This is a genomic window from Sulfitobacter sp. D7 (assembly GCF_003611275.1).
Lineage (GTDB): Bacteria > Pseudomonadota > Alphaproteobacteria > Rhodobacterales > Rhodobacteraceae > Sulfitobacter > Sulfitobacter profundi.
The window spans coordinates 2,598,269-2,618,276 of record NZ_CP020694.1; the positions used below are offsets into that span (position 1 = coordinate 2,598,269).

Sequence of the window (20,008 nt, forward strand, 5' to 3'; positions counted from 1 at the left end):
GCGCCAACCGTGAGTGGGTCGCCTCAGCAGGGCGCACCCAGCACCATCACCCAAACTTCACTATCGGCCTGCACCAGCCCCATCTCTTCGGCACGGCTGTCGACCATATTGCGGTAATGCCCCGGCGAGTTGGTCCAGCCGGTCATGACCTCATCCAATGACTGCTGCCCCTTGGCGATATTCTCGGCCACAAAACACCATTGATAGCCCGCCATCGCGGCACGACGGCCCACATCCGTGCCATCGCGGCCCTTGTGGCTGAAATAGTCGTGCTCGGCCATATCGCTGGCATGGGTTTGCGCCGCCTGCGCCAAACGGCCATCATAGACGAGGGGTTTGAGCCCCTGCACATCCCGCAACGCATTTACGCGCTCCAACCCCATGGGGTCGGCCAATGCCGGCATGCCTGCCAGCATCAGGATCGATAGAAAAAATGGCCTCATTCAGCCAAGCCTTTCGCCAATTCGTTTTGCCGCGCCACCTGCGCGGCCAAGTCAATCGTGGTGACGCGACCATCGCGCACCACTTGTCGGCCTTCAACGAAAAGGTCGCGCACCGCCGTCGGACCGGCAAGAAGCAGCGCAGCCGGATCCCAACTGCCCGCACTATGCACGCCGGAAACGTCCCAAATTGCCACATCGGCGCGTTTGCCGACCATCAGCCGCCCGCAATCAGGGCGCCCCAGCACATCCGCCCCGCCGCGTGTGGCCAGTTCCAAGGCGGCGCGGGGGCTCATCGCATCAGCGCCGCGCGCCACGCGCTGCAACAACATCGCCTGCCGCGCCTCGGCTGCCAGATTGCCGCTGTCGTTGCTGGCCGATCCATCGACCCCCAGCCCCAGCGGCACGCCTGCATCCAGCATCGCCCGTACCGGCGCGATGCCTGACCCAAGGCGGCAATTGGAACAGGGGCAATGCGCGACCCCGGTGCGGGTCCGGGCAAAGAGGTCAATCTCAGACGCGTCCAACTGCACACAATGGGCATGCCAGACGTCATCGCCCAGCCAACCAAGGCTTTCGGCATATTCTCCGGGGCGGCAACCGAATTTCTCAAGCGAATAGGCCACATCCTCGGCATTCTCGGCCAGATGGGTGTGCAGCATCACGCCCTTGTCGCGTGCCAGAAGCGCCGTGTCGCGCATCAACTCGCGACTGACCGAGAAAGGTGAACAAGGTGCCAATCCGACACGACACATCGACCCTTCGGCAGGATCATGGAAGGCGTCGACCACGCGGATGCAATCTTCCAAGATCGCCGCTTCCCGCTCCACCAGCGCATCGGGCGGCAGGCCACCATCGCTTTCACCGATGCTCATCGACCCGCGCGTGGGGTGAAACCGCAGGCCCAGTTCGGCGGCGGCGTGGATCGTATCCTCCAGCCGCACGCCGTTTGGGTAGAGATAAAGGTGGTCCGAACTCAGGCTACAGCCCGACAGCGCCAGTTCCGCCAACCCAATCTGAGCCGAGACGAACATATGCTCCGGCCCCATACGCGCCCAGATCGGATAGAGCCGCTGCAACCAGCCAAAGAGCAGCGCATCCTGTGCGCCCGGCACGGCGCGGGTCATGCTTTGGTAAAGGTGGTGATGCGTGTTCACGAGACCCGGCGTGACGACGCAACCCTTCGCCTCGACAATCTCGCCCTCCGTCCGAAGGCCCTGCCCGATCTCGGCAATCACCCCGTCGCGCAGCAACAGGTCTGCACCGGCAAGCTCGCGCCCGGTATCGTCCATCGTGATGAGGTAATCCGCGCCGCGGATGAGGGTCTCTGCCATAGGTCACACTTTTCGCTATGCCCGTCTCATGCAAAGTGTGTGTGGCCGATGGAAAACGGGCGAGAGAACCGGCCTTTACGGCATTTATCGCATCCCGCCGGGGCCGGTCAATCCGCGGGTTTCGACATTGGATCAATATGCGGAAAGGACCGCAAGCGCCTGCGCGTGGATTTCGCGGTTGGCCGCCGCAAGCGCCCTGCCCCCCTCATGCACCGGGTTGCCCTGCCAATCGGTGACGATACCCCCCGCCGCTTGGATCACCGCGATGGGCGCTTGAATGTCATAGGCGTTCAATCCTGCCTCGATCACCAGATCGACCTGCCCGGCCGCGACCAAAGCATAGGCGTAGCAATCCATGCCATAGCGGGTCAGCAGCGCCTGCGAGGCCACGGCCCGAAAGGCACTGGCCTCATCGGGGCTGCCGACCTCGGGGAATGTGGTGAAAACGATGGCCTGTCGCAGGTCCCGCGCCGCGCGGGCCTGCAGGGGGCGGCTTCCATGCGGCCCGGTCATCAGCGCGCCATCCGGTGCGCCCTCGAACCGCTCGCCGATATAGGGCTGGTCAATGATGCCGTAGAATGGCCCCGACGCATCGCTAACCGCGATCAGCACGCCCCAAGTCGGCGTGCCGCTGAGAAACCCGCGTGTGCCGTCAATCGGGTCAAGCACCCATGTCAGCCCCGACGTGCCGGGCTGCGCGCCATATTCCTCGCCCAAGATGCCATCGGCGGGCCGTTCCGCCGCCAAGATATCGCGCATCGCCCGTTCGGCGGCGCGATCCGCCTCGGTCACGGGGTCAAAACCGGTACCGAGCTTGTTGTCGGCCTGCAAATCAAGGCTGCGGAAATAGGGCAGGATCACCTGACGCGCCGCATCCGCCATCAGATGGGCGACGCGGCGAATATCAGGATCAAAATCAGTGGCGTTCATCATGACGAAGACCTGACAGTTTGCGCGGGTTTGCGCAAGCCTGCCAATGCTTTAGAAAGTCGGACCCTAGAAAGCTGGCCCTTCAAAAGCTAGGCCAAGAAAGACGACCCGGATGGGATCAGGCCACATCGCTCAACACGCGGGCCAGTTCGAACAACCGGCGGCGCTGGTTCTCGGGGATGGCATAGTAAGAACGGACCAGCTCCATCGCCTCTTTGTCGGCCATCAGATCGGCTGGCAGCCCGTCCACCGCTGGGCCATCTGCGACCTCTTCGTCTTTCAATCCTTCAAAGAAGAAAGACACAGGCACGCCAAGCGCATCCGCGATATCCCAAAGCCGCGAAGCGCTGACGCGGTTGGCGCCGGTTTCGTATTTTTGTATCTGTTGGAATTTGATTCCGACGAGTTCCGCCAGTTTCTGTTGGGTCATCCCCGTCAGCCAGCGCCGCTGCCTGATACGTTTACCCACATGTACATCTACCACATGCACCATATTCTTTAATCCTTATAGGGCACATGCGACCGTGCCAATCTCTGTTCCAAACAAGGACGAAGTGTGCCGTTGCTTCACGCAATACCGCAGGGGTTGCGCGAAAGTCCTACCTCCTATCATAGCGGTTGCGTTGAATTCGGCAAAGAAATTTCACGTGATGGTAAAAATCCGTTCCGTTTCGACCGCAACCTCAGGCGGTGCACTGCCCCTCTCTCTCTTTGACCGGCGGGCGTTGAATCTCCAAGTTTCCTTGGCTGTAGTGGTTTTCCGCTCGGCAACCATTGGATGAACGCGAAGAATATCAATCGGTTCCCCCCGGAATAGTTCAAATGCCGTTTTTCTGGCTCTCGGGTGGTTCACGTCACCGTTACCCGCGCCCCGCCGCGCCGCCGAAGCATCGGTGCTTTTCCGCCGATCACCGCACCTTGGGCGACCCGCCCGCCCGAAACAGAGGTCTTACCGACCCTCAGCGCGCGCCCCTGACAAATCCGGGGCGAAACCCGCGATTATTGCCGTGATATCAGGCTGCAAGACACTTGAAATTCGCCCCTTCAGGCCCGATATTCAAAGCCAAGAACGTGTCGGCCGGGTTTCGACACGCAACTTTGCCAATGGGAGTCACTAAATGGCTGACGTCAATTCAATTCGCTCTGCTGCCGGGTCGCGCGTCGCCGCGATCGACGAGGGTCTGCGCGCTCATATGAACAAGGTGTATGGCACCATGTCGATCGGCATGCTCATCACCTTCGCCGCGGCTTGGGCCATCTCTGGGCTGTCGGTTACCTCCGACCCTTCCGCCGCCGTGGCGCAGCTTAGCCAAGATAAGTACCTGACGCAGTTGGGCTATGCGCTCTATGCCTCGCCGCTGAAATGGGTCGTAATGTTCGCGCCGCTCGCTTTTGTCTTTGGCTTTAGCGCGATGATCAACAAAATGTCGGCGGCCACGGCGCAGGTCGTGTTCTACGCCTTCGCTGCCGTCATGGGCATCTCGATCAGCTCGATCTTTCTGGTCTTCACCGGCTATTCCATCGCGCAGGTCTTTTTGATCACATCGATCGCCTTCGCCGGTCTGTCGCTCTGGGGCTACACCACCAAGAAGGACATCTCCGGCTGGGGCAGCTTCTTGATCATGGGCGTGATCGGTCTGGTCGTCGCGTCGATCGTTAATATCTTCCTCGCCTCTTCGGCGCTGATGTTCGCGATTTCGGCCATCGGTGTTCTGATCTTTGCGGGTCTGACCGCCTATGACACCCAGAAGATCAAGACCGAGTATCTGGCCCACGCGCATCACGGCGACACTGAGTGGTTGGGCAAGGCCGCGATCATGGGCGCGCTGAGCCTCTATCTGGACTTCATCAACATGTTCATGATGTTGCTGTCGCTCTTCGGCAACCGCGAGTAATCGCTGGACCATCTGATGCGAAAGGCCGGCCCTGAAAGGGGTCGGCCTTTTTCTTTGGCGGCATTTAAAGTCAAAGCGGTCAGCCAATCGCTCCGAAAAGATGGCCGACCCCCGCGGTCACGGCCATGGCCAAACCACCCCAGAAAACGACACGCCTGATGGCGGGCCGTTTCGGCGCACCGCCCAATTGTGCCCCGCCCGCGCCAAGCAGCACCAGCGCCAGCAACGCAACCAAAGCGATCGTCAGGCCACGCGCCCCCGCAGGGGCCAGAACAGCCGCCAACAAGGGCAGCCCGCCGCCCAAGGCAAAGGCCAGCGCCGAGGCGCCCGCCGCCTGCAGCGGATCGGCCTGACCGGCAAGGCCGAACATGCCCAACTCTTCGCGCGCGTGGGCGCCCAAGGCGTCATGGTCGGTCATCTGTGCTGCGACTTCCAAGGCGAGGTCACTTTCCACGCCCCGGTTCTCCAGCCCTTCGGCAAGTTCGCTCAGCTCGTAATCCGGGTCTTCGATCAGGGCCACGCGCTCGCGCTCCAAATCGGCCTTCTCAACATCCGCCTGTGCCGAGACCGAGACATACTCCCCTGCCGCCATTGACAGCGCCCCGGCGGTGAGCCCCGCAAGCCCGGTCAGCAGGACATTGCCCTGCGCCATACCTGCCGCGCTCACCCCCACCAGCAGGCTGGCAGAAGAGACGATACCGTCGTTGGCCCCCAAAACGGCAGCGCGCAGCCAATTGCTGCGGTTGATGAAGTGACCTTCTTTGGGCATCTCAGCCGCCTTACGTCTATTGCGGCTGGTACACCAAAAGATGCGCCGGGAAGATGACTGGCCGGTCACCACCCACGCCGGTAAAGCCGACACTGCCGGTAGGCTCGGCCCGGTCCAGCGGGGCGCAGGCCCCCAGCGTCAGCAACAAGATCACGGCAGTCGTTTTGGCAAACATGGCATTTCCCCGGTAGTTCATTCAGGTATCCCCCGTTCCGCCTTGGCGCGCAAGGCGGTCGGGGCAGTTGGTCAGACGGTGATCGGCTGCATCACCTGCGGCTCCACCACATCGACGCCGGGCAGACCATCGGTCAACACCTGCGCCGATTGCTCCAGCGCGTCGAAGGTGCGGTAGTGGCAGGGGATAACCGTCTTGAAATTAAAATAGCGTTTCGCGGCATAGGCGGCCTGCGCCATGTCCATCGTGAAATGCCCGCCCGCGGATAGAATGCCGATGTCGGGTTTGTGGTAGTCGCCCATCCAATCCATATCCGCCATGATCGCCGTGTCGCCGGAATGATAGATCGTATGCCCCTCGCCCGAGATCATGAACCCCGTCTCCATCCCGGTGTAGATCGGCCCGTTGTCGCCTTCCACGGATGAGGAATGCGAGGCCGGAACCATGGTGATCGCCACCTCGCCCGCGCGGATCGTCCCGCCTTTGTTAAAGCCGGTGGTTTGTGCGACGCCTTTGCTTTCCAGCCAGCCCATCAGTTCGACCATCCCCGCCACCGGTGCATTGGTCCGGCTGGCGATGTCGGCGATGTCAGCCGTGTGGTCGAAATGGCCGTGGGTGACGAGGATTTGAGTCGCGCCATTGATCGCTTCGGCATAATGCTGTTCGTCCAGCATCGGGTTGTCTTTGAGCCAAGGGTCGATCAGCAGCACTTGATCTTCGATCTCGATGCGGAATGAGCCGTGGCCGAGCCAGATGATGTTCATGGGGGTCTCCTGAGTGATGTGGGTTTTACGTCAGATTTGACCCTCCGAAGCGCGGAATCAAGTAAACGCCTCCGCATGCCACCAACCCGGAATCAAGGGCGCATGCCCGCCGGGCAGCGCCAGACCGGCCCAACGGGCTGGCGCTTCTGCAAGCCGGACGCCATCCCGCCATCGCGCAATACCGCAGCAAACATAAATTGCCCAACTGCTTCGAAGCAGGCGCCATCCCCCGGTCTGGCGCTGCCCGGCTCCGCTTCGCCCCTCTCAAACCCTTGCGAGGCCCGCCCCCAAACGGTAGAGGAGCCTCAAAGAGATGGAGATGTTCATGTCGATCGACGAAAACACCGCCGCACGCGTGGCGAAACTGGCCCGGATCAAGGTTGAACCCGAGGCGCTTCCGGCGCTGGCGGAAGAGTTCAACAACATCCTCGGCTTTATCGAGCAGCTGTCCGAGGTGGATGTCGACGGCGTCGAGCCGATGACCTCCGTGACCCCGCAACGCCTGAAGCGGCGCGAGGATGTGGTCACCGATGGCGACCAGCAGGACCGCGTGCTGGCCAATGCCCCCGATGCCCGTGAAGGGTTCTTCGCCGTGCCGAAGGTGGTGGAATAATGACCGATCTGAACAAACTGAGCCTTGCCGAAGCCCGCGACGCGCTGCGCAAGGGTGAGACCACCTCGAAAGACCTGACCGAAGCCTGCCTCAAAGCCATCGACGGCGCAGGCGCGCTGAACGCCTTTGTGCACCGCACCCCCGAGATCGCGATGGAACAAGCCGCCGAGGCTGACGCGCGCATCAAACAGGGCGACGCGCCTGCCATGTGCGGCCTGCCCATCGGCATCAAAGACCTCTTCTGCACCAAAGGCGTGCCAAGCCAAGCGGGCAGCCGCATCCTCGAAGGGTTCCTGCCCGAATATGAAAGCACCGTCAGCCAAAAGCTGAAAGACAGCGGCGCGGTCATGCTAGGCAAGCTCAACATGGACGAATTCGCCATGGGCTCGTCGAACGAGACTTCCGTCTATGGCAACGCGGTGAATCCGTGGCGCCGCGCGGGTGACACGGCGGACCTGACACCGGGCGGCTCCTCGGGTGGCTCTGCCGCCGCCGTGGCGGCTGATCTGTGCCTCGCCGCGACCGGCACCGACACCGGCGGCTCGATCCGCCAGCCTGCGGCCTTTACCGGCACCGTGGGCATCAAGCCGACCTATGGCCGCTGCTCGCGTTGGGGCATCGTCGCATTCGCCTCAAGCCTCGACCAAGCCGGGCCGATGACCAAAACCGTGCGCGACGCCGCGATCATGCTGGAAGCCATGTGCGGCCATGACGCCAAGGACAGCACCAGCGCCGATCTGGCCGTGCCGGACTTTGAGGCGGCCCTGACTGGCGACATCCGTGGCAAGAAAATCGGCATCCCGCGCGAATACCGCATGGATGGCATGCCCGAAGAGATCGACAAGCTCTGGCAAGACGGCATCGCCATGATGAAGGACGCAGGCGCCGAGATCGTCGACATTTCGCTGCCGCACACGAAATACGCCCTGCCCGCTTATTATGTCATCGCGCCTGCCGAAGCCTCCTCGAACCTCGCGCGCTATGACGGGGTGCGCTTTGGCCACCGCGCCAAGCTCGACCACGGCGACGGCATCACCGAGATGTACGAGAAAACCCGCGCCGAGGGCTTCGGCCACGAGGTGCAGCGCCGCGTCATGGTTGGCACCTATGTGCTCTCCGCAGGCTTCTACGACGCCTATTACAACCGCGCCCGCAAGGTCCGCACCCTGATCAAGAAAGACTTCGAAGACGTCTTTGCCCAAGGCATCGACAGCATCCTGACCCCAGCCACGCCTTCGGCCGCCTTTGGTCTGGGCGAGATGAAGGATGCCGATCCGGTGGCGATGTATCTCAACGACGTGTTCACCGTAACGGTGAACCTTGCCGGTCTGCCCGGTGTCGCGCTGCCGACGGGGCAAAGCGCCACAGGCTTGCCGTTGGGTCTGCAACTGATCGGGCGCCCGTGGGAAGAGGCCGAGTTGCTGTCCTCCGCCTATGCGCTGGAGAAGGCGGCCGGTTTTGTGGCCAAGCCCGAGAAATGGTGGTAAGCCGCAGCGCGGTGAATAAGAGGCGAGAGCGGGTCAGATGATCACACGGACACTTCTAGCGATGACAGCAGGCGGTCTTTTGGCAGCCTGCCAACCGGCGATCCCCGATTCCGGGAACATCAACAGCGGGCGCGGCGTCGGCTTTGGCGACAGCAATTTCGAAGCCGAGCAGCGCGCACGCGATGCGGCGCTGGCGGGCGACGGCAGCTTCACCTCTGACGTTACCGCCCAGCCGTTAGATGACGGCTCCCCCGAAGCGACGGCGGCGGAAACCGCCCGCGTTCTGGCGGCGACCCGTCCGGGCGGGGCAAGCAACGGTCTGGGCAATGACGCCGCGACCAACTCGGGCGTTTCCCCGGTGAACGCCAGCCCGTCGAACCCGCCCCCCGCCGCGGTCAACGCCGTTGGCATCTCGAACGAGAACAACTTTGACGCGGTGTCGGGCCAGCGCAGCATTCAAGACGACGCGGCCCGCGTGGCCGCCAACCGCGCCCAATATCAGGTGGTTCAGCCCGAAGCACTGCCCGAGCGTCGGAACGTCGGCCCGAACATCGTCGCCTATGCGCTGCAATCCAACCAATCGGTCGGTCAGCAGGTCTATAGCCGTATCGGCTTTAACAAGGCCCGCAAGTTTGAACGTGCCTGCGCGCAGTACAGCCACGCCGACCAAGCGCAGATTGCTTTCCTTGAGGCCGGTGGCCCCGAAAAGGACCGCGAGGGCATGGACCCCGATGGCGATGGCTTCGCCTGCAACTGGGATCCCACTCCCTTCCGCCGGGCTGCGCAGGGCTGATAGATGCCTGTCGCGCCTGACGTGACGGCGCATCCCTCGCCTAATTGCGGCCCGCGACGCGGCGGGCTGCGGCCCCGGCTTATCGTCCTCCACCACACGGCCATGACCAGCGCCCAAGCCGCGCTGGATCGCCTCTGCGACCCCTCTGCGGCTGTCTCTGCGCATTATCTGATCTGTGGCAACGGGCGCATCCTGCAATTGGTTAAAGAAGACCAGCGCGCTTGGCACGCGGGCGTCGGCGAATGGGCGGGTCAGGACGACATCAACTCCCGCTCCATCGGGATCGAGTTGGACAACCGCGGCGATCACCCCTTCTCAGAACCACAGATGCGCGCGCTCGAAGCCCTCCTGCCCGGCATCATGGAGCGTCACGGCATCCCGCCCGACGGGATAATCGGCCACTCCTGCATGGCACCGGGCCGAAAGGTCGACCCCGGCCCCCGATTCGATTGGGCACGGCTGGCGCGGCGGGGGCTGGCCTTGTCTGCGGGCGACGGCGTTGCGCCAAAGACCGCCACAGCCGACACCTTCCGCGACGCCGCGCAAGCTGCAGGCTTCACCGCGCCCTGCGATGATGCCACGCTGCTAGAGACCGTGCGGATGCGTTTCCGTCCCCACGGGCGCGGCCCTCTCACCCCCGCAGACCTTGCCGCCCTGCCCGCCCCCATTGACGCGCCACGCGGCGGCGTCTAGGGCGGGGATGCGCGGAAGGCTGGATGGCCGCTGCGTCGACTCGCGTCGCATGACCGACGACCACTCCCGTCACACGCATGTGTGACATCCGTGGCGTCGCTTTTGCGGGGCAAAAGCGACGTAGAGGAAAGTCCGGACTCCAAGAAGAAACGGTGCCGGGTAACGCCCGGGCGGGGCAACCCGACGGAAAGCGCCACAGAAATGAAACCGCCCCTTGGTCCGGCTTGCCGGAACCCCAAGGGGTAAGGGTGAAACGGTGGGGTAAGAGCCCACCGCGGGGCTGGCAACAGCTCTGGCACGGCAAGCCCCACCGGGAGCAATGCCAAATAGGGACCGCGCGCCGTTGATCTTCGGGTCAAAGGCGGGGCTCTTCTGCCCCAGCAGGTCCGGGTTGGCAGCTATAGCTGCATCGGCAACGGTGCAGTCAGAGGAATGGTCATCGCCTGTTTTCGGACAGGTACAAAATCCGGCTTATAGGCCTTCCGCGCATATTCCTGCCCTTTCAGGTCCGAAAGGCAGGTTTTTCGACGAAACCGGCGTCTTTCGGCATCGGACGGGCAAATAGCGGTTGACTCGGGCGCGGGTCTGACTAGAACCCGAAATTCAGAATTCACGCACGCCTGCGCGGCCGTGCAGCAGGAGAAGACACATGGCGAAGCCAACCACGATCAAGATCCGCCTGAACTCGTCCGCGGGCACAGGCCATTTCTACGTGACCAAGAAGAACGCACGCACCATGACCGAGAAGATGGTCATCAAAAAGTACGACCCCGTTGCGCGCAAGCACGTCGAATACAAAGAAGGCAAGATCAAGTAAGATCGCCTGCTTTGAACGGTTTCAAAAGGCCACGCGGTTTGCGCGTGGCCTTTTGCGTTGTGGAGCCGGGTAAGGCGAGCTTAGCGCAGCTTTAACCGACCTAAGCCGCCGGGCAGCGGCAGGCCGTCAATCGCACCCCTTTCCCGCTCAGGGCGCCTGCACCACCCATTGTCGCGAAGATGGGACGCGCCGATAGCGCAGGCACCCCACCGCCCCGTCGAAATGCAGCCGCTCCCGCCCAGAGGCGACCGTTTTCTCTTGAGGCACCTCAAAAGTCGCGCAGACAGCGAGGCTCTCAGCCCCTCGCGCCACCTCATAGGCGGCGCCGGTCAGCGGATCGTGGAGGCTCTGCTCTGTGCTGCGACAGGCGCGAGAGAACGCCGCCTGCTCTGCAGTCTCGCAAATAAGCGCATCGGCGAGGTGCCGCAGGTCTGCCAGACGGGTCAGGTCACGGCTTTCGGCGCGCGCATGACCCGGCCCGCCGACCACGGCGAAACCGGCCAGCAGCGCGGCCAAGACCACAGCCACGGCACCGCCAAAGAACAGCCGGTTCACCCGGGCACCCCCTGCCGCCCATCGCGGCGGTAATAGCCAAAGATGCCCCCGGCGATTCCTGCCACCACCAGCGCCTTCAGCGCGAATTGCACTGTCAGATCACCACTGAGGAAGGCATAGATCACCGCCACCAGATCGCCCAACAGGACTGCAGCGGCGAAAAGCAGGGTCACGTAGGTCATCCAACTGCGAATGGCCGAGCGCGCCAGCGCCGGATCAGCGGCCAACCGCCTGTTTTCGCGCGTGGCCAGCCACAGGTACAGCGGCAACGTCACGATCAGCACCGCCATGGCCCAGCGGATGCGATAGGTCGCCCCGCTGCCCTCCGACGAGAGGAAGTGATCGATCAAAGCATGCAGCAGGCCCACCAGATACCCCGCGCCAAAAAGCAGCGCCCCGAACATCAGCGCATAGACAAAAAAATCCCGCGCCGTGACCACGGGTCGCGGACGTGGCACCGGCGGGGCAAAGGGCACATCCGCCCAGCCTTCCAATGCGTCGCTGACCTCTTGCGCTGACCAGCCCGCTTGGCCCAACACTGCGGCGATCTCAACGCGGCTTTTGCCTGCGCTGAGCGCATCCCGCACGAATTGCGCCAAATCCCTATTGCCTGCCATGGGTTACCCCCCTCTTTTGGCTTGGAAAAATGCAGTTAAAAGCTGCTCTGAGTCCCGCGCGGCGATGCCGTCAAAGACCTGCGGTGCGTGATGGCACTGGGGATGCGAGAACACCCGCGCGCCCTGCGCTACGCCGCCTGATTTGGGGTCTGCCGCACCATAAAACAAGCGCTCCAGCCGCGCGGCAGCAATGGCCCCGGCGCACATCGCGCAGGGCTCCAACGTGACGTAGAGCGCGTGACCGATCAGCCGTTCTGAGCCAACAGCCGCACAGGCCGCACGCAGGGCCAGCATCTCGGCATGGGCGGTGGGATCGTTGCGCGCGCGGGTTTCGTTGCCTGCCGTCGCGACGATCTGCCCTTCGGGTGAGACGACAACCGCCCCCACCGGCACCTCGCCACGCGCGGCAGCGGCGCGGGCCTCGGCCAGCGCCTGACCCATATATGAGCGAAACTCCATTCCGTCACATGGCCGCAAACGCCACCCTTTCGCAAGCCCGTGAAACAGGGTAAGCGCAGTGTATGAACGCAAAAACGCCCCCCTCCGGCTCCGGCCCGCAAAACACCGACACCGATGCTGACGCCAGCACATCCAAGGGCGACCGCATCGCCAAGGTGCTGTCGCGCGCCGGTATTGCCTCGCGCCGCGAGGCCGAGCGCATGATCGAAGCGGGCCGCGTGCGCGTGAACGGAGAGCAGATCACCTCGCCCGCGCTGAACGTCACACCTGAGGATAAGATCACCGTCGACAACACCCCCGTCGGCGCGCCCGAGCCGCCGCGCATCTGGCTTTATCACAAGCCCACCGGGCTGGTGACGACAAACTCTGACGAGAAGGGCCGCGAAACGATCTTTGATGCCCTGCCCGAGGACATGCCCCGCGTGATGACCGTAGGCCGGCTTGACCTCAATTCCGAAGGGCTTTTGCTGCTGACCAACGATGGCGGCGTGAAACGCAAACTGGAACTGCCCAGCACCGGCTGGCTGCGCCGCTACCGCGCGCGGGTGAATGGCCGCCCCACGGATGAAATGCTGGAGCCTCTGCGCCGCGGCATCACCGTGGAGGGCGAAAATTTCCAGCCGATGGACGTGACATTGGACCGCCAGCAAGGCGCGAACGCCTGGCTGACCATCGGCCTGCGCGAAGGCCGCAACCGCGAGATTCGCCGCGCGATGGAGGCCGTGGGACTGACTGTGAACCGACTGATCCGCATCTCTTACGGCCCGTTCCAATTGGGCGAGCTGAAGATCGGCGAGGTGGAAGAACTGCGTCGCAAGGTCGTGCGCGATCAACTGGGCCTTGAGTTGGAAGACCCCAGCGGCACCGCTGTGAAAAAGCCCACGGGTCTACGCCGCCCGCCACGCCGCAAACCCGGCGGCTTCGGGGGCGCGGGCCAGCCCGGTCTGCCCGTACAACCCGGCGAAGATGACGAACCGCCGCCCCGCCGTGGTGGCGGCAAGGCGAAGAATGCACCGCGTGGCAAGGCAGCCCAAGGCAGGCCCAGTGGTAAATCCAGTGGTAAACCCAGCGGCAAACCGGGGGCGCGTCCCGCAGGGCGCCCCAGTGCGAAGCCGGACGGCAAACCGGGGCCAAAGCCCGGTGGCCGGGGGCCAAAACCCCGCCGCTGACCGGCGCTGCCCCAAGTTGCCCTGCGCGTTTCCGGAACGCTGCCGACCTGCGTGCGTTGAATAGAGAACGGCAGGGCAAGATCAGCGCGAAACCGCTGGCAGAAAAGGGCAATATGTTGCGAATAGTGATGTTTTTGGTGGCCTTGGCCGCGCTCGTGGTTATCATCCTCGGCGCGGCCTCGCTCTTGGGGCGCGCGGCTGACAGTGCCGGCACGGCGCTGCGCCCGATCTGGGGCGGCGAGAGGGGGAACATGATGGCGCCAACGACCTTTCAGAAAATCGCCTTTGGGGCGTTGCTGGTTTTGCTGCTTGGGCTGACCAGCGGTTTTCTCGGGGGGCTTTGATCCATGGCGCAGCGCTTTGGCGGCAAATATAGCCCCGACACGGACGCCACCCCCGGCAGCACACCGCGCAAGACCCGCCGCCTGCGGGTCGATCCTGTGGGCGGGCGGGTGAACCTGATGTTCTTGCCCCCGGTCCTGCTGGCTGGAACCTCGCTTATCGGTGGCGCGGGCACGCTGGTCCTTGGCCTTTGCGGGGCGTTTTTGTTGGCCTCGGGCGTCTGGCTACTGCGCGACGGACTGCTGGCCGAGGCGGAATACCACGAACGCAAAGTTGCCCGCCGCCCGGTCCTGCCGCGCAAAATTCTGGCCGCAGTATTGGCGGGTGCTGGCGCGGCCCTTGCTGCATACAGCAATGACCCGAGCCTTATCGCAGCCCTGCTCTACGGCCTCGCGGCCACGGCCCTGCACCTTGCGGCATTTGGCATTGATCCCTTGCAGAACAAAGGCATGGAGGGGATCGACACCTTCCAGCAAGACCGCGTCGCCCGCGTGGTAGATGAGGCCGAAAAGCTGCTCTCGGGCATGAGCCAAGCGATCTTGCGTGCAGGCGACCGGCGCGCCGAAGCACGGCTGGCCGAGTTCCAAGAAACCGCCCGCCATTTGATCCGCACCGTCGAAGAAGACCCCCGCGACCTGACCGCCGCCCGCAAATACCTTGTCGTCTATCTGCGCGGCGCGCATGATGCGACGGTGAAATTCGCCGACCTCTATGCCCGCAACCAAGACGCGCAAGCCCGCGACGACTACCTCGCTTTGCTCGACGATCTGGATCAGAACTTTGCCGCCCGCACAGCGAAGTCCCTGCTGGACGACCGCAGCGATCTGAACGTGGAAATCGACGTGCTGCGTGAACGCCTCTCCCGCGAGGGGGTCCGACTGGAACAGCCCGCCCCTGCAAATACCAAGGAAGATCAGTGATGACCGATGCCCTCCGTGAAAAAGCTGCCCAATCGCAAGGGTTGGTGGAAGAAGTGAACGCAACCGTTTTGCCCGAACCGGCGGATGCCAATGCCATCGTGCCATTGGCCAAAGCCGATGCAGCACAGAGCGCGGAAATCCAAAAGCGTATGGCCGAGATCGACGTGACCGATACGCAGTCCATCGTCAGTTTCGGCTCTGCCGCGCAGGCCGAGTTGCAAGAAATCAGCCAATCCATGCTGGCCGATGTGCGCAACAAGGATGTCGGCCCCGCGGGCGATAGCCTGCGCACCATGGTCAGCGCGATCCGCGGCTTCTCGGTCTCTGAGTTGGACGTGCGGCGCAAACAAAGCTGGTGGGAAAAACTGCTGGGCCGCGCCACCCCATTCGCCAAATTCACCGCGCGTTTCGAAGAGGTACAAGGCCAGATCGACCGGATCACCGACAACCTGCTGGCGCATGAGCATACGCTGTTGAAAGACATCAAATCGCTCGACCTGCTTTATGAAAAGACGCTGCAATTCTACGACGAACTGGCGCTTTATATCTCGGCCGGTGAGGCCAAGATCGAAGAGTTGGATCACAAGACCATCCCCGCCAAACAGACCGCGCTGGATAAGGCGAACGAAGACGATCAGGTGATGCGGGCGCAGGAACTCCGTGATCTGCGTGCCGCCCGCGATGATCTGGAGCGTCGGGTGCATGATCTGAAACTGACACGTCAGGTCACCATGCAATCCCTGCCTTCGATCCGTCTGGTGCAGGAGAACGACAAAAGCCTCGTGACCAAGATCAACTCGACCTTGGTGAACACCGTACCGCTGTGGGAAACGCAACTGGCCCAAGCCGTCACCATCCAGCGCAGCGGTGACGCGGCCAATGCGGTGCGCGAGGCGAATGACCTGACCAACGAATTGCTCACCTCCAACGCCAAGAACCTGCGTGACAGCAACAAGGTGATCCGTCAGGAAATGGAGCGCGGCGTCTTCGACATCGAAGCGGTGAAACAGGCCAACGAAGACCTGATCGGCACCATCGAAGAATCCCTGCAGATCGCCGATGAAGGCAAGGCAAAACGCGCCAATGCCGAGAAGGAGTTGCAGGAAATGGAAGGCCGTCTGCGCGACACACTGGCCGCCGCCAAGGCCCGCGAAACGGGCTTGGGCGACACCACAGGCAACGCGGTGCCAAGCTAAGACCGACGTGAGGGAACAGGTAATGCAAGAACGTCTGCGCAGAAAACTGCGCGCCGGGGGGGCGCTGGCGCTCAGCATGCTATTGCTGGCCTGCGCCGAACCCGCGCCCGTCTTGCAACAGGTCGCCAAGCCGCAGGCCCGCCCTGCGGCCAAGCCCCCCTCTCCGGCTGTGGTGGCCAAACCCACTTCGCAAAAAAGCGCCATGCTGCGCAGCTATTTGCATCAGGTCGAGAAGGCTCAGTTGAGCCAGGATTTGCTGCGCCAAGACGGCGGCGGTGATGACACGCCCTTTACCAGCGAAATGCTGGTCCGCAACTTTGAGCAGATCGCCCTTTATAACGAATATGACGGCAATTTTTCCGGCCACGGTGGGGCCAGCCCCCTGCGCCGCTGGGAAGGGCCTGTGCACATGCAGATCATCTTTGGTGATAGCATCCCCCCGTCGCAACGCCGCTCTGACACCACCAACATCAAGGCTTTCGCGCGACGCCTTGCCCGGGTTACGGGGCATCCGATCTCAACGACAGGTACGCCTAATTTCATAGTGGTTGTGGCTTCTGAAGATGACCGGGTCGATGCTTTGACCCATGCTGCGGAAAAGGTCGCGGGCGTTAGCCCATCGTCGCTCCGTGCGATGCGCAACATGCGCCGCGACACCTATTGCGCCGTGGCCGCCTATGCCGCAGGCGACAACCCGAATGTCTATACCGCCGCCGTGGCGGTGATCCGCTCGGAAAACCCCGGGTTGCTGCGGCTGTCGTGCATCCACGAAGAACTGGCCCAAGGCTTGGGTCTGGCCAATGACAGCCCCGCCGCGCGCCCGTCGATCTTTAACGATGACGACGAATTCGCCTTGCTGACCAAACACGACGAACTCCTGCTCAAGATGCTCTATGACAAGCGTCTGCGCCCCGGCATGACGGCAGAGCAGGTCAACCCGATCACCCGGATCATCGCACGCGAGTTGACGGACGGGCCGGTGTAACGCAGCTTTACGACGAAAGAATAAGGACCATCCCCATGGGCATTTTCGATTTCCTCTCCGGCCAGTTCATCGACGTCATTCACTGGACCGACGACACCCGCGACACCATGGTTTGGCGGTTCGAGCGTGAGGGCCATGAGATCAAATACGGCGCCAAGCTGACGGTGCGCGAGGGGCAAGCGGCGGTCTTTGTGCATGAGGGGCAGTTGGCGGATGTCTTCACCCCCGGTCTCTATATGCTTGAGACCAACAACATGCCGATCATGACCTCGCTTCAGCATTGGGACCATGGCTTCAAAAGCCCGTTCAAGTCCGAGATCTATTTCGTCAACACCACCCGGTTCAATGATCTGAAATGGGGCACCAAGAACCCGATCATCGCCCGCGATCCTGAGTTCGGCCCCGTGCGCCTGCGCGCCTATGGCACCTACTCCGTCCGCGTGAGCGACCCAGCGAAGTTCCTGACCGAGATTGTCGGCACCGATGGTGAATTCACCATGGATGAAATCTCTTACCAAATCCGCAACATCATCGTGCAGGCCTTTTCCCGCACGCTAGCCTCCTCTGGTATCCCGGTGCTCGACATGGCCGCCAACACGCGCGAGCTGGGCCAATTGGTCGGCAAGGATATTGCCGCGCAGATCGCCGAATACGGGCTGGCGATGCCCGAGCTCTACATCGAGAACATTTCCCTCCCGCCCGCGGTAGAGGCGGTGATGGACAAACGCACCTCCATGGGCGTGGTCGGAAATCTAAACGAATACATGCAGTTCCAAGCGGCTGAGGCGCTTGGCCGCGATGGCGCGGGCGGGGCGGCGATGCAAACCGGCCTCGGCGCGGGTCTGGGCATGAGCATGGCGCAGGCGGCCAGCGCACAGGCCGGCCCTTGGGGCGCGCGCCCTGCCCCCACCGCTGCGGCCCCCGTGCCGCCGCCCCCGCCGCCGGTCGAAAAGGTCTGGCATATCGCCAAAGATGGCGCGACCTCCGGGCCCTTTTCCAAGGCCGCGATGGGCCGCAAAGTGACCGAAGGCAGCCTCGGGCGCGATGCTCTGGTCTGGACGCCGGGCCAAGATGGTTGGCAGCGGGCCGAGGATGTGGCCGAGCTGGCGCAGCTCTTTACCGTGATGCCACCGCCGCCACCCCCGGCCTGATCCGCTGGCGCGAGGGATAACACCTTTGCGCGCAGACGGCCTGCCCCCCGTGGCCCCCTCTAGGGCTGCGGCCCCCCCATCCGCACCGCCGCGATTGACCTTGCAAAGCACCCCTTATGTCCGCCACCGATCTGCCCCCCGCCGCCCCGCTAGAAGAGCACCGTTTCCCCTGTGACACCTGCGGCTCTGACATGCGCTTTGATCCGGCGCAGTCGCTGCTGATCTGCGATCACTGCGGCAATGTGGAGCCTATCGACGGCACGGGCCGCCACGCCCATGCCATCGCCGAGCAAGATTTCCGCGCGGGGCTAGAGGCCGCCTTGCCCGACGCCGAGATGGAAGAGACCCGCGTCACCACCTGCCCCAATTGTGCGGCGCAGGTGGAATTCGAGCCCGGCAAACACGCCGCCGAATGCCCCTTTTGCGCCACGCCCGTGGTGATCGACACCGGCACCAACCGACATATCAAACCCCGCGCCGTGCTGCCCTTTGCCCTGCCCGAAGAAAGCGCCCGCGATGCCATGAAAGACTGGCTCGGCGGTCTTTGGTTCGCGCCCAATGGCCTGCAGCAATATGCCCGCAAGGGCCGCCGGATGCAGGGCATTTACGTGCCGTTCTGGACCTATGACGCGCAGACCGCCTCCAGCTATCGCGGGGAGCGGGGCACGGTCTATTACGTCACGCGCACCGTTATGCGCGATGGAAAACGGGTGCAGCAACAGGTGCCGAAAATCCGCTGGCGGGCGGCGTCGGGCCGGGTTGCGCGGTTCTTTGACGATGTGCTGGTGCTTGCCTCGCGCTCTTTGCCCAAGAAACACACCGATGCGCTGCACCCTTGGGACCTCTCGGCGCTGGAGCCCTATGCGCCGGAATACCTCGCCGGTTTCCGGGCCGAGGCTTACGGCATCACGCTGGAGGAAGGCTTTGTTCAGGCCCGCGCCCATATGGACCGGGTGATTGAACGGGACGTGAAATTCGACATCGGCGGGGACCGCCAGCGGGTGCATGACATCAACACGCAGATCAGCGATGTGACCTTCAAACATATCCTGCTGCCGGTCTGGCTGGCCGCGTATAAATACCGCGGCAAGACCTATCGCTTTGTGGTGAATGGCCACTCCGGCAAGGTGCAGGGCGAACGGCCCTATTCCGCGATCAAGATCACTTTCGCCGTGGTGCTGGGGCTGATCGCCGCCGCCATCGTCGGCTATTTCATGGCCCAGCAATGACCCAGACCTATGACCAATTCACCGACCTCTTGCAGGCCCGCTACTCCTGTCGCGCCTTTCTCTCTGACCCACTGCCTGAGGAGACCATCACCCAGATCGTCAGCGCCGCGCGTCACGTGCCCTCATGGTGCAATGCGCAGCCATGGCAGGTGACCGTAACGCGCGGCGCGGGCACCGACGCCTTTCGCGCCGCACTGCTTGAGGCCGCAAGCGCAAATACCCCGGTGGAGCCGGACCTGCCGTGGCCTACAGGCTATTCGGGCGCCTATGCCGAGCGTCGCCGCACTTGTGGCTTCCAACTCTACGACGCGGTGGGCATCGCGAAATCCGACCGCGACGCGCGCAAGGCACAGATGCTGCGCAACTACGCGCTTTTTGACGCGCCGCATGTGGCCATCGTGACCGCCCCGAGCGAGCTTGGCCCCTATGGTGCGATGGACTGCGGCGGCTTCGTCACGGCCTTCACCCTCGCCGCGACGGCGCTTGGCGTGGCCAGCATCCCGCAGGCCGCCATCGCCGCCTATGCGCCTTTGGTGCGTGAGGTGCTTGATCTGCCCGAGGATCGGCTGGTGCTCTGCGCGATCTCATTCGGCTATGCCGATGCCAAGCATCCGGCCAATGGCTTTCGCACCGAACGGGCGGCCCCCTCAGAGATTATCGATTGGAAAGACTGAC

24 protein-coding genes and 1 other RNA gene are annotated in these 20,008 nt (G+C 63.2%); 15 read left to right on the plus strand and 10 right to left on the minus strand.

Annotated features, from left to right (window positions below):
- Positions 1-23: 23 nt before the first annotated feature.
- The 4 genes from B5M07_RS12550 to B5M07_RS12565 all read right to left on the minus strand — a co-directional run bounded on the left by B5M07_RS12550 (position 24) and on the right by B5M07_RS12565 (position 3,197).
- Positions 24-443, minus strand: a complete 420-nt coding sequence (locus B5M07_RS12550; protein ID WP_120351562.1) for a CAP domain-containing protein — start codon at positions 441-443, stop codon at positions 24-26.
- Positions 440-1,774: an 8-oxoguanine deaminase gene (locus tag B5M07_RS12555; protein ID WP_120351563.1), complete on the minus strand. Its 1,335-nt coding sequence runs from the start codon at positions 1,772-1,774 to the stop codon at positions 440-442. Before B5M07_RS12555 ends, B5M07_RS12550 begins: the two co-directional genes overlap by 4 nt.
- Positions 1,775-1,906: 132 nt before the next feature.
- Positions 1,907-2,707, minus strand: a complete 801-nt coding sequence (gene hisN / locus B5M07_RS12560; protein ID WP_120351564.1) for a histidinol-phosphatase — start codon at positions 2,705-2,707, stop codon at positions 1,907-1,909.
- Between the two features lie 115 nt (positions 2,708-2,822).
- Positions 2,823-3,197, minus strand: coding sequence for a helix-turn-helix domain-containing protein (locus tag B5M07_RS12565; protein ID WP_120351565.1), 375 nt, complete (start codon positions 3,195-3,197; stop codon positions 2,823-2,825).
- A 625-nt stretch (positions 3,198-3,822) separates the two neighbouring features.
- On the opposite strand from B5M07_RS12565, the gene B5M07_RS12570 reads away from it, so the two are divergent.
- Entirely contained in the window at positions 3,823-4,599 is a 777-nt protein-coding gene (locus B5M07_RS12570) for a Bax inhibitor-1/YccA family protein (protein WP_067627480.1), read from the plus strand.
- Between the two features lie 79 nt (positions 4,600-4,678).
- Here the strand turns inward: B5M07_RS12570 and B5M07_RS12575 are convergent, their stop codons facing one another.
- The 3 genes from B5M07_RS12575 to B5M07_RS12580 are packed head-to-tail and all read right to left on the minus strand — an operon-like array spanning position 4,679 to position 6,307.
- Positions 4,679-5,368 (minus strand): VIT1/CCC1 transporter family protein, encoded by a 690-nt coding sequence (locus tag B5M07_RS12575; protein ID WP_067942101.1) that lies wholly within the window; start codon positions 5,366-5,368, stop codon positions 4,679-4,681.
- Between the two features lie 16 nt (positions 5,369-5,384).
- Positions 5,385-5,564 (minus strand): hypothetical protein, encoded by a 180-nt coding sequence (locus tag B5M07_RS19475; protein ID WP_162931865.1) that lies wholly within the window; start codon positions 5,562-5,564, stop codon positions 5,385-5,387.
- A 50-nt stretch (positions 5,565-5,614) separates the two neighbouring features.
- Entirely contained in the window at positions 5,615-6,307 is a 693-nt protein-coding gene (locus B5M07_RS12580; protein WP_120351566.1) for a metal-dependent hydrolase, read from the minus strand.
- A 325-nt stretch (positions 6,308-6,632) separates the two neighbouring features.
- On the opposite strand from B5M07_RS12580, the gene gatC reads away from it, so the two are divergent.
- The 6 genes from gatC to rpmG all read left to right on the plus strand — a co-directional run bounded on the left by gatC (position 6,633) and on the right by rpmG (position 10,710).
- Complete coding sequence (gatC, locus tag B5M07_RS12585) at positions 6,633-6,920, plus strand: Asp-tRNA(Asn)/Glu-tRNA(Gln) amidotransferase subunit GatC (RefSeq protein ID WP_067627510.1); 288 nt, start codon at positions 6,633-6,635, stop codon at positions 6,918-6,920.
- Positions 6,920-8,407, plus strand: a complete 1,488-nt coding sequence (gene gatA, locus B5M07_RS12590; RefSeq protein ID WP_120351567.1) for an Asp-tRNA(Asn)/Glu-tRNA(Gln) amidotransferase subunit GatA — start codon at positions 6,920-6,922, stop codon at positions 8,405-8,407. The genes gatC and gatA overlap by 1 nt, the downstream gene beginning before the upstream one ends.
- Before the next feature lie 37 nt (positions 8,408-8,444).
- A complete protein-coding gene (locus B5M07_RS12595; RefSeq protein WP_120351568.1) occupies positions 8,445-9,200 on the plus strand; it encodes a hypothetical protein in 756 nt (251 codons plus the stop codon).
- Positions 9,201-9,203: 3 nt separating this feature from the next.
- Positions 9,204-9,893, plus strand: coding sequence for an N-acetylmuramoyl-L-alanine amidase (locus B5M07_RS12600; RefSeq protein ID WP_120351569.1), 690 nt, complete (start codon positions 9,204-9,206; stop codon positions 9,891-9,893).
- Between the two features lie 72 nt (positions 9,894-9,965).
- Positions 9,966-10,384: RNase P RNA component class A (gene rnpB / locus B5M07_RS12605), an RNA gene on the plus strand.
- A 158-nt stretch (positions 10,385-10,542) separates the two neighbouring features.
- A complete protein-coding gene (rpmG, locus tag B5M07_RS12610; protein ID WP_007119221.1) occupies positions 10,543-10,710 on the plus strand; it encodes a 50S ribosomal protein L33 in 168 nt (55 codons plus the stop codon).
- A gap of 147 nt (positions 10,711-10,857) precedes the next feature.
- Here the strand turns inward: rpmG and B5M07_RS12615 are convergent, their stop codons facing one another.
- The 3 genes from B5M07_RS12615 to B5M07_RS12625 are packed head-to-tail and all read right to left on the minus strand — an operon-like array spanning position 10,858 to position 12,341.
- Positions 10,858-11,265 (minus strand): hypothetical protein, encoded by a 408-nt coding sequence (locus tag B5M07_RS12615; RefSeq protein WP_120351570.1) that lies wholly within the window; start codon positions 11,263-11,265, stop codon positions 10,858-10,860.
- On the minus strand, positions 11,262-11,882 hold the full coding sequence (locus B5M07_RS12620) for a DUF5671 domain-containing protein (RefSeq protein WP_120351571.1): 621 nt from the start codon (positions 11,880-11,882) through the stop codon (positions 11,262-11,264). The genes B5M07_RS12615 and B5M07_RS12620 overlap by 4 nt, the downstream gene beginning before the upstream one ends.
- A 3-nt stretch (positions 11,883-11,885) precedes the next feature.
- Complete coding sequence (locus tag B5M07_RS12625) at positions 11,886-12,341, minus strand: nucleoside deaminase (RefSeq protein WP_120351572.1); 456 nt, start codon at positions 12,339-12,341, stop codon at positions 11,886-11,888.
- A 62-nt stretch (positions 12,342-12,403) separates the two neighbouring features.
- On the opposite strand from B5M07_RS12625, the gene B5M07_RS12630 reads away from it, so the two are divergent.
- From B5M07_RS12630 to B5M07_RS12665, 8 genes are all read left to right on the plus strand, one after another.
- Complete coding sequence (locus tag B5M07_RS12630; protein ID WP_120351573.1) at positions 12,404-13,510, plus strand: pseudouridine synthase; 1,107 nt, start codon at positions 12,404-12,406, stop codon at positions 13,508-13,510.
- Positions 13,511-13,623: 113 nt separating this feature from the next.
- A complete protein-coding gene (locus B5M07_RS12635) occupies positions 13,624-13,854 on the plus strand; it encodes a hypothetical protein (protein WP_067627501.1) in 231 nt (76 codons plus the stop codon).
- A gap of 3 nt (positions 13,855-13,857) precedes the next feature.
- Positions 13,858-14,772 (plus strand): 5-bromo-4-chloroindolyl phosphate hydrolysis family protein, encoded by a 915-nt coding sequence (locus B5M07_RS12640; protein ID WP_120351574.1) that lies wholly within the window; start codon positions 13,858-13,860, stop codon positions 14,770-14,772.
- Positions 14,772-15,968, plus strand: coding sequence for a toxic anion resistance protein (locus B5M07_RS12645; protein ID WP_120351575.1), 1,197 nt, complete (start codon positions 14,772-14,774; stop codon positions 15,966-15,968). Before B5M07_RS12640 ends, B5M07_RS12645 begins: the two co-directional genes overlap by 1 nt.
- A gap of 22 nt (positions 15,969-15,990) precedes the next feature.
- Positions 15,991-16,953 carry a DUF2927 domain-containing protein gene (locus B5M07_RS12650; protein WP_120351576.1) on the plus strand — a complete coding sequence of 321 codons (963 nt, stop codon included), beginning with the start codon at positions 15,991-15,993 and terminating at the stop codon, positions 16,951-16,953.
- A gap of 35 nt (positions 16,954-16,988) precedes the next feature.
- Positions 16,989-18,104 carry an SPFH domain-containing protein gene (locus tag B5M07_RS12655; RefSeq protein WP_120351577.1) on the plus strand — a complete coding sequence of 372 codons (1,116 nt, stop codon included), beginning with the start codon at positions 16,989-16,991 and terminating at the stop codon, positions 18,102-18,104.
- 116 nt (positions 18,105-18,220) lie between these two features.
- Positions 18,221-19,333: a TFIIB-type zinc finger domain-containing protein gene (locus B5M07_RS12660; RefSeq protein WP_120351578.1), complete on the plus strand. Its 1,113-nt coding sequence runs from the start codon at positions 18,221-18,223 to the stop codon at positions 19,331-19,333.
- Positions 19,330-20,007 (plus strand): nitroreductase, encoded by a 678-nt coding sequence (locus B5M07_RS12665; RefSeq protein WP_067935444.1) that lies wholly within the window; start codon positions 19,330-19,332, stop codon positions 20,005-20,007. Before B5M07_RS12660 ends, B5M07_RS12665 begins: the two co-directional genes overlap by 4 nt.
- The last annotated feature ends 1 nt before the right edge of the window (position 20,008 follow it).